At 65.7% G+C, this 8754-nt stretch carries 8 protein-coding genes and 1 pseudogene; 4 read left to right on the plus strand and 5 right to left on the minus strand.

Annotation, left to right across the window (positions count from 1 at the left end):
* Positions 1-61: 61 nt before the first annotated feature.
* A pseudogene (locus JCM9942_RS06930) lies at positions 62-1074 on the minus strand (class I SAM-dependent methyltransferase); the annotation flags it as partial.
* Between the two features lie 42 nt (positions 1075-1116).
* On the minus strand, positions 1117-1542 hold the full coding sequence (locus JCM9942_RS06935; RefSeq protein ID WP_017355167.1) for a MerR family transcriptional regulator: 426 nt from the start codon (positions 1540-1542) through the stop codon (positions 1117-1119).
* A 41-nt stretch (positions 1543-1583) separates the two neighbouring features.
* Between JCM9942_RS06935 and JCM9942_RS06940 the strand changes: the two genes are divergently transcribed.
* The 4 genes from JCM9942_RS06940 to JCM9942_RS06950 all read left to right on the plus strand — a co-directional run bounded on the left by JCM9942_RS06940 (position 1584) and on the right by JCM9942_RS06950 (position 3735).
* Positions 1584-1940 carry a mercuric transporter MerT family protein gene (locus tag JCM9942_RS06940; protein WP_017355168.1) on the plus strand — a complete coding sequence of 119 codons (357 nt, stop codon included), beginning with the start codon at positions 1584-1586 and terminating at the stop codon, positions 1938-1940.
* 8 nt (positions 1941-1948) lie between these two features.
* Positions 1949-2236, plus strand: coding sequence for a heavy-metal-associated domain-containing protein (locus tag JCM9942_RS06945; protein ID WP_017355169.1), 288 nt, complete (start codon positions 1949-1951; stop codon positions 2234-2236).
* Positions 2166-2441: a GDCCVxC domain-containing (seleno)protein gene (locus JCM9942_RS20070; protein WP_465251337.1), complete on the plus strand. Its 276-nt coding sequence runs from the start codon at positions 2166-2168 to the stop codon at positions 2439-2441. The genes JCM9942_RS06945 and JCM9942_RS20070 overlap by 71 nt, the downstream gene beginning before the upstream one ends.
* A gap of 94 nt (positions 2442-2535) precedes the next feature.
* Complete coding sequence (locus tag JCM9942_RS06950; protein ID WP_017355170.1) at positions 2536-3735, plus strand: hypothetical protein; 1200 nt, start codon at positions 2536-2538, stop codon at positions 3733-3735.
* A 36-nt stretch (positions 3736-3771) separates the two neighbouring features.
* On the opposite strand, the gene JCM9942_RS06955 is transcribed toward JCM9942_RS06950, so the two are convergent.
* From JCM9942_RS06955 to JCM9942_RS06965, 3 genes are all read right to left on the minus strand, one after another.
* The gene (locus tag JCM9942_RS06955; RefSeq protein ID WP_036196077.1) at positions 3772-4875 is read right to left on the minus strand and encodes an acetate/propionate family kinase; all 1104 of its coding nucleotides are present in this window, start codon (positions 4873-4875) and stop codon (positions 3772-3774) included.
* 19 nt (positions 4876-4894) lie between these two features.
* Entirely contained in the window at positions 4895-6970 is a 2076-nt protein-coding gene (locus JCM9942_RS06960; protein WP_082316348.1) for a heavy metal translocating P-type ATPase, read from the minus strand.
* A gap of 63 nt (positions 6971-7033) precedes the next feature.
* Entirely contained in the window at positions 7034-8626 is a 1593-nt protein-coding gene (locus tag JCM9942_RS06965; protein WP_017355174.1) for an ABC1 kinase family protein, read from the minus strand.
* Between the last annotated feature and the right edge of the window lie 128 nt (positions 8627-8754).

An 8754-nucleotide genomic window follows, 5' to 3' on the forward strand; every position in this document is an offset into this window, starting at 1 on the left:
CCGGCGCCGATCACCGCGGCAAACCAGGTGGCCTGGTAGACCAGCAGGATGGCCAGGTTGTTCATGCCGGCTCCACCACGCCCGGGCGCCAGCCCGGCTTGGCCATCACCAGGTGCGACACGCCGATCGAGCGCTCGCGGAAGCCGCCCTCGCAGTAGGCCAGGTAGAACTCCCACAGCCGGATGAAACGCTCGTCAAAGCCCTGCGCGCGCACCGCCGGCAGCTGGGCCAGGAAGCGCTCGCGCCAGGCCTGCAGGGTGCGCGCATAGGACAGGCCGAAATCCTCCAGCGCGATCAGCGCCAGGTCGCTGCTGCGGGTCTTGGAGGCCAGCATCGCGTTGACTGAAGGAATGAAGCAGCCCGGGAACACGTGGCGCTTGATGAAGTCCACCGACTTCAGCGCCTGCTCGTAGCGGTGGTCCTCGATGGTGATCGCCTGCACCAGGGCCAGGCCGTCGGGCTTGAGCAGGCGGCCGATCTGGCCGAAGTAGCTGTCCTGGAAATCGGCGCCGACCGCTCGATCATCTCGATCGAGACCAGCTTGTCGTACTGGCCGGTGAGGTCGCGGTAGTCCGACTGCAGCAGGGTGATGCGCCCACCCAGCCCGGCCTCGGCGATGCGCTGGGCGGCCAGGTCGTGCTGTTCGCGCGAGATGGTGGTGGTGGTGACCCGGCAGCCGTAGTGGCGTGCCGCATGCAGGGCAAAGCCGCCCCAGCCGGTGCCGATCTCCAGCACATGGTCATCCGGCCCGAGGGCGAGCTTGCGGCAGATCAGGTCCAGCTTGCGGGTCGAGGCCGCTTCCAGGGTGTCCTCGGCGCCTTCCCAGCAGGCCGAGGAGTACATCAGGTCCGGCGACAGGAACAGGCCGAAGAACGCGTTGCCCAGGTCGTAGTGGGCGGCGATGTTGCGCCGGCTGCCTTCCCGGGTATTGCGCCGCAGCGCATGCAGGGCCTTCATCGCCAGCCCGCCCAGGCGCGCGCTGCCGGTTTCCATGCCGTCGAGCAGGTCGCGGTTGCGCACCAGCAGCTGGATCAGCCCGACCAGGTCGCTGCACTGCCACAGCCCGTCCATGTAGAGGGTCGGCAGGGATTCGTGTAAAAACGGGCCGAAAGTGAGCTAACTGCCTGTCGCAGCTGGCTTTATTGGCCGCTCCAGAAAATCGAGGGTTGGGCAGCACTCTCCCGCCGGCACTTGGGCGCACCGCGCTATTTTCTGTTCGAGATCCCTCTCCAGCTGTCGCAGCTCGCGGATTCGTAGACGGACATCGACGAGCTTTCGCTCGGTCAGCTGACGGGTCTGCTCGCAAGAACCTTCGCCTGTGATCTCTAGCAGGCCAGCGATCTCGTCGAGGCTGAATCCCATCATCTGAGCGCGCCGGATGAACTGAAGCCGATTGACATCGTTTTCGTCGTAACGACGCACGCCTCCTATGGGTCGCTCGGGTTGACGCAGCAGCCTACGCCGCTGGTAGTAGCGCACGGTTTCGACGTGCACATCGGCCGCCGCCGCCAGCCGGCTGATCGTAAACGTGTTCGGACGCACGGCTTGACTCCGTACCTAGGTACAGAGGCTAGTATGCTCTGATGCAAACAACCCCGGCCAAATCGTCTGTTCCAGCCATCGTTGGCGCGAGCATCGCCGCCATTGGCGCATCGGTCTGCTGCGTCGTGCCGCTGGTGCTGGTCCTGCTGGGCATCAGTGGCGCCTGGATCGGCACCCTGACAGCTCTCGATCCCTTGAGGCCCTGGTTCAGCGCCGCCGCCGTACTGTCCTTGGCCGTGGCGTTTTGGATGCTGTATCGACCGGCGGCACGGTGCGGTGTGGATGGCAGTTGCATCGCCCCGGACGCTCTGCGACGCAGGCGACGTTGGCTCTGGTTGGCGACAGCCCTCATCGTCCTGTTGCTGCTGTTTCCCTATTACATCGTCTGGATTCTGTAGGAGGCGCGATGCACAAGTGGATACTGGCCCTGGTGGCTGCTCTGTCGGTCGGTGCCGCTCTTGCGACGCCCGCAACCGTAGTGATGCTCGATGCTGAGAACATGACCTGTCCCGCCTGCGGCATCACCATCAGGAAGGCGCTGGAGAAGGTGCCGGGCGTGGCCGATGTGAAGGTGGACACCCGGGCTGAAACAGTCACGGTGACGTTCGAATCGAGCCAGACGGATGCAGCCGGAATCGCGCGTGCAGTCACGGAAGCAGGCTTCCCGGCCAAGGTGCGGACTGGCGGTGAGTGACGTCAAGCTGGAAAGCATCTTGACCTGCCCGGAGTGCGGCCATCGGGCGACCGAGACAATGCCCATCACAGCGTGTCAATTCTTCTATGAGTGCACGGGCTGTGGAGCGGTTTTGCGTCCGCATCAAGGCGACTGCTGTGTGTTCTGCTCGTTCGGAACAGTGCCATGTCCACCGATCCAACAGAACAATCCCTGTTGTGGTTGAACCGCGGACTCCGATAATAGTTGGACAGACAGGCTGCGAGATCGACTGTGCCACCCTGGAAAGCGCGCCGCTCAACCAGCGGTGTGCATGCGAAGTGGTCGACATCCTCCGTCTGCACGAGTCGATCCGGGGTGCCTTTCCGGAGTTCACGACTGATCCCGCCGTACACGCGCACTTATTTTCACCCTATGCCTTGTTCGTTGATCGGCCCGCGTTGGAGGCCATGGGACGAGTCGCGGCGGCGGTCTTCGACGTCGCAGGAAACCCGGGATATAGCCAACGGGTCCTGCAATGGGCCCCTGACATTGCAACCCATGATCCGGGTTCGGCGGGGGGCGTCCTGGGTCTGGACTTTCACCTGACGGTCGATGGCCCGCGGCTGATCGAGGTCAACACCAATCCAGGCGGTCTGCTCCTCAATGCCTTGTTGCTCGATGCCGTGCGGTCTTGCGCGCCGCCAGCATGGGCCACCTGGACCAACGCGGCCCAAGCGCGTGATGCGGCCGTCACGGCCTGGATGGAGGATGCTCGGCAGCAATCCGGGCGCACGCCGTCGCGCCTGGCCATCGTGGACAGCACTCCGCGAGCGCAGTTCCTTTACCCCGAGTTTGTGCTGTACGCGAACGCGTTTCGGGACCATGGCGTGGACTGCGTGATCAGCGCTCCCGAGGATTTGTCGTTTGGTTCGGACGGGCTTGAGGATGCCCACGGTCGAATCGACACTGTCTACAACCGGTTGACCGATTTCGCGCTCGAGGATGCCTCGCATGCAGACATTCGTGAGGCTTACCTGGCAGGGGACGTCGCGCTGATGCCGCATCCCCGAGCACACGCGCTGTTTGCCGACAAGCGCAACCTTGCGGTGCTCGGGGACCCGGCTCTGCTCGGCGGGTTCGGGGTCGATGCGGGTTCGACGGCACTGCTGGGCCAGGTGATCCCGCCCACGGTCGAACTCGTGCCCGCGAACCGGGATGCGTTGTGGGCAGTGCGCAACGGATATTTCTTCAAGCCTGCAGCAGGGTTTGGCAGCCGTGGGAGTTATCGGGGCGACAAGTTGACCCGGCGGACTTGGGCGTCTATGGCGTCGGCGACCTACATCGCACAGGCCTTCGCGCCACCGAGCATGCGGATCGTGCATGGGGGCCAGTCCCTCAAGGCGGATGTGCGCTGCTTCGCGTCCGAGGCGGGTGTCCTGTTGTTCGCGGCCAGGCTGTACCAGGGCCAGACCACGAACATGCGCACCCCCGGTGGTGGATTCGCAGCGGTGCTCACGTCGTCACGGATCGAGGAGTGATTCCCCACCGGAGCCGACCCTTGGGGCGTGTCGTGGCTACAGCCAGGCGAGTGCCGATTCAGCCAGTTCGCGCTCCTCATCGATCGCGACGTTCCATATGCTCGGCCCGCCCCCGCGGTCGATCCGCGTGGCTCCAGCATCGTTGACGTCAGGTGCCAGCGCCAGGCCGAGCCAGGCCAGTCGCGCGACGATGCGAGCCCGCAAAACCGGCGCGCGATGGCCGATGCCGCCGGAAAAGACGACATGGTCGAGACCGCCAATTGCCGTGGCCATGGCCGCGATGGACTGCGCAATCCGGACTGCAAAGAGCTCCACGGCAAGCTGGGCCTGCGGGCCGGGATCCGTCAGCAACACGCGCATGTCGCCATGGCCGGCGATTCCGGCAAGGCCTGCACTGCGGTACAGGCCGTTTTCAAGCGCCTGCGCATCCAGGCGTTCATGCCTCAGCAGATACAGCAACGCGCCGGGATCGAGATCTCCGGAGCGGGTAGGGCTCGGGATTCCACCCAGCGGAGTGAGCGCCATGGTGGTGTCGCGGCTGCGGCCGCCCTCGACGGCGCAGACGCTGCAGCCACCCCCCAGATGCGCGAAGACAGCGCGGCCCTTCAGGATTCCAGCGTCGTGGCTGGCCACTATGCGGAGCGCGGAGGCAAAGGCGAGTCCATGGAAACCGTAGCGGCGGATGCCCAGCGCATCCCATGCTTCAGGGACAGGCAAGCGCCGGCTCCAGGGCGCGAGCGACGCGTGGAAGTCGGTGTCGAAGGCCACGCCTTGGCGCGCGTGCGGCCAACGCATGCGCGCGGCACGCGCGAAAGCGAGGGCTACCGGCTGGTGCAAGGGTGCGAACGGCACCAATGCATCCAGTTTCGCGAGCACGGTTTCGTCGAGCTCGCGGGCGTCGTGAAGGTCACCGCCATGTACGATTCGGTGCACCACCACGTCGGGGCTGGGCCACGGCTCCGACAATGCCTCGAGCAGGGTGGCAAGGCGCTCCTGCGCATCCACGCCGACTGGAATTTCGGCCCGGGAGCGCTCGAGCAGACGAGACTGCGCGCCGTGTCCCTCAGTGTTGAACAGATAGGACGCGCCCTTGAGGGTGGACGAGCCAACGTTGAGTGCAAGAAGCCGGCGCGTGGTCACAGGTGTCCCCGAATCATGTTCATGGGGACCGCACCGCCCGGCGCAACAACTGCGCATTGATTGCCACAACGACGGTGCTCAGCGACATGAGCACTGCCCCAAGCGCAGGTTGCAGCAGGATCCCCCATGCGGCGAGAACGCCAGCGGCGAGAGGGATGGCGACGATGTTGTAGCCGGCGGCCCACCACAGGTTCTGGATCATCTTGCGATAGGTGGCCTTGCTCAATTCGATGATCGCAGGCACGTCGCGCGGGTCGCTGCGCACGAGTACGACGTCGCCGGCCTCGACCGCGACGTCCGTCCCTGTGCCGATGGCGATGCCGACGTCGGACGTGAGCAGCGCCGGAGCGTCATTGACACCGTCACCCACCATCGCGACGCGCTTGCCCTGGGCCTGCAGCTCCTCGATCTTTGCCACCTTGTCCTCGGGCAATACCTCGGCGAAGACGGTGTCGATGTTGAGTTCCTTCGCGACCGCGTTTGCGACCGCCGTGGAATCACCCGTCAGCAGGACAACCTCCAGTCCTTCGTCGTGCAGCCGCTTGACCGCGTCGAACGATTCGGGACGGATGGCATCCGCGATCGCAAATACGGCGAGCACCCGGTCGCCTTCCACCAGGTAGGTTGCAGATTGACCATCGGCTGCCGCTGATTCGGCAGCCCGCCGAAGCGTCTCCGGCGGTTCGACCGCGAGCATTCTCAACAGACCCGGCCCGCCAACGTGAAGCGAGCGCTCCTCGACGACTGCGCGCACGCCGCGTCCCGGCATGGACTCGAAGTCCTGCGACATCGGAACGTCGATGCCATGTTCCTTGGCGCTGGTCATCAGCGCCTGCGCGATCGGATGTTCAGCGTCGCGCTGGACCGACGCGGCCACGCGAAGCACCTCGTCGTCGGTGAGTCCATCGGCGGCAGTGGTCTTCACGACGCGGTGCGAACCGAGCGTGAGCGTGCCTGTCTTGTCGAACACGACCGTGTTCAGCAAACGGGCCTCTTCCAGGCCGCGTCGATCGCGCACGAGCAGGCCGTTCCGTGCGCCAATCGTGGTCGAGATGGCGGTCACCAGCGGGATGGCCAAACCCAGCGCATGGGGACAGGCGATCACGAGCACGGTCACTACGCGCTCGATCGTGAAGCTCCACGGTCGACCGAGGAGTGGCCAGACAATGGCGGTAACCGCGGCGGAGACGATGGCGATGATCGTGAGGTAGAACGCCGCCCGGTCCGCCAGGGCCTGGGCGCGCGAGCGCGACGTCTGGGCCTGCTCGACGAGCCGCATGATACCCGCGAGCGCGGTCTCGTCGCCGGTTCCCGTCACCTCGACACGCAACGAGCCCTGTCCGTTGACGGTGCCGGCGATCACCCGGTCGCCCGTCGACTTGTCCATCGGCTTGGACTCGCCGGTGATCATCGCTTCGTTGACGGCGCTGGTCCCTTCCTTCACGACGCCGTCGGCGGGAATGCTCGCGCCGGGCCTGATGAGCAGCAGGTCGCCGCGCTTCAGTTCCGCGACAGGGACTTCCTTCGCGGTACCGGCCTCATCCAACCGCACCGCCATATCAGGCAGCAGCTTCGCGAGTTCCTTGAGAGCGCCCTGTGCCTGGTTGATCGAACGCATCTCGATCCAGTGGCCGAGCAACATGATCGCCACCAGCGTCGCCAGCTCCCACCACAGGTCCAAGCCCTCGACAACGCCGAGCGTGACCAACGCGCTGTAAAGGAAGGCGACGGTGATCGCAAGCGAGATCAGCGTCATCATGCCCGGCAGGCGATTTCTCAGCTCGTGGTATCCGCCGCGGAGGAACGGCGAGCCGCCGTAGAAGTACACGATCGTGCCGAACACCGCCGGGATGTACGCCGACCCCGGGAACTGTGGTGCGGTGTAGTCGAACCAATGCTGGATCATCCCGCTCCAGATCAGAGTGGGGATGGTCAGCAGCAGCGTGAGCCAGAACTTGTCGCGGAAGCTCGCCACGCTGTGGCCGGCATGCTTGTCGTGCCCGGCATGGACGTCACCTTCAGCACCCGTGCGGGGATGCGGCGGTTGCTCGCCGTGCGCCTGATGATCTTGATGATGATGATTGTGTTGCGTCATGGGTCTGCCTTCCTGGATGCACTGATGCGCCGGGCACCAGCGGGGAGATAGATCAGTGTTCTGTTACAAGTGTCCCGATCTGGCGATGGCCATCACCAGCCGCAGTGAGAGCAATCCCGCAGCAGCGAAAGCCACCATAGCCAGGAAAGGCATGTGACCGAACACTTGCGGGCCGTCGGAATGCAGGCTCAACAGCGCACCGCTTACGTACAGGCCCAAGGTGACCAGGGCCAACGCCAGCCGGTTGCCCGTGCGCGCGATTGCCTCCTGCGTGGAACTCAGGCCATGGTGGTGTACGGAGAAGGCGGGTCGTCCGTCGCTCAGTTGCGCCTGCCGCAACAGGTCGGTGGCGATCTGTGGCAGTTGGCGCGCAGTGCGGGCCAGCCGCATGGCAAGCGGCCTGTTGCCGCTGGGGCGGCTGGCTTCGGCAATGTCGGCGATCGCGGCCGCCTGCGCGGACAGCGTCCCCAGCAGGTCCAGATTCGGATCCAGCGCCCGCAGCGTGTTCTCGACCAGGAACAGCGTCCGGATCAGGGACAGCAGGTGGGCCGGAAGCCGGAAGCCAGCGCCCTGCCCAATGCGTGCCACGCGCCAGATTGCCTCGGCAATGGACCACTGCGCCAGCGGACGGCTGGCCATCTCGGCCAGGATCAGGTGGATCTCGCGCACATGCGAGCGGCGGTCGACCTGCGACGGGAAGAAGCCCATGGCGATCGCTGCATCCAGCACGCCCTCGGCGTCGTCGGCCGCAATGGCCTCGACCATGCCGCCGAGCGCGAGCCGGGATGCAGGGTCGAGCACGCCGATCGATCCAAAGTCATGCAGGCACAGGCGACCGTCGTCAAAGAAGAACAGATTCCCCGGGTGCGGGTCGGCATGGAAGACGCCGGCGCCGAAGAGCTGATGCACGTAGGCACCGAGCAGCGCCCTTGCCAGTGCGGGAGCGGCCGCTGTGCCGTACGCGGCCTCCAGACGGGTCCCGTGGCTTCGATCCTGCACAAGCACGTTGCGGGTGGCATACGGCTCGACGACGTGCGGCTGGGTGATGCCGGGCAGGGCATCCAGCACCTTGGCCATGCGCCGCATGTTCTGCGCCTCGTGACGCATGTCGATCTCGTCACGCAGGAATGCGCCTAGTTCGTCCACCAGTTCGAGCGGCCGGTGGCGTTTCAGTGGCGGCCAGATCCACTGGGCGACGCGCATCGTGCGCCGCAGGAGCAGCAGATCCGCCTGCACCTGGGCATGGATCCCGGGGCGGGTGATCTTGACGACCACATCGCGACCATCATGCATGCGCGCTGGATGGATCTGGGCCACTGAAGCCGCGGCCAGGGGCTTGTCATCGAAGCTGGCGAAAAGTTCGCCGACCGGCGCGCCAAACGCCTGTTCGACGATACGCATGGCCTCCTCCGCCGGGAAGGGGGGCACATCGCTGTGCAATCGCGACAGCGCCTCGCGATAGGGCGCCGGCAGCAGGTCCCAGCGCAGGCTCAAGCCCTGGCCCAGCTTGACGAAGGTGGTGCCCAACCCCACCAGTGTGGTGCTGACGTATGCCGGAAGCAGGTCGGGTGCACGTCGGCGCAGGCGCAGCACGGCGACGCCGAGCTTGAGTCCCGCCCAGGCAATCTGGCCTCCGCGCCGCACCGTGCCCGCCATCAACGCGCGCTCCCGGTTGGACAACTCATGGCGTCGACCCACTTGCAGGACGCAGGATCGTGGCCGGATCGCCCCGACCATCCACTGCCGCCAGCTCCGCTTCCGACAACAGGCCGCCCCGGGACTGG

Source organism: Stenotrophomonas pictorum JCM 9942 (assembly GCF_001310775.1).
GTDB classification, from domain to species: Bacteria; Pseudomonadota; Gammaproteobacteria; order Xanthomonadales; family Xanthomonadaceae; genus Stenotrophomonas; species Stenotrophomonas pictorum.

Bases quoted from the DNA above. Each gene is read 5' to 3' on its own strand.
- JCM9942_RS06945 (WP_017355169.1), top strand. From the start codon at position 1,949: ATGCACAAGTGGATACTGGCCCTGGTGGCTGCTCTGTCGGTCGGTGCC.
- JCM9942_RS06965 (WP_017355174.1), bottom strand. From the start codon at position 8,626: ATGGCGGGCACGGTGCGGCGCGGAGGCCAGATTGCCTGGGCGGGACTC.
- JCM9942_RS06960 (WP_082316348.1), bottom strand. From the start codon at position 6,970: ATGACGCAACACAATCATCATCATCAAGATCATCAGGCGCACGGCGAG.
- JCM9942_RS06940 (WP_017355168.1), top strand. From the start codon at position 1,584: ATGCAAACAACCCCGGCCAAATCGTCTGTTCCAGCCATCGTTGGCGCG.
- JCM9942_RS20070 (WP_465251337.1), top strand. From the start codon at position 2,166: ATGCAGCCGGAATCGCGCGTGCAGTCACGGAAGCAGGCTTCCCGGCCA.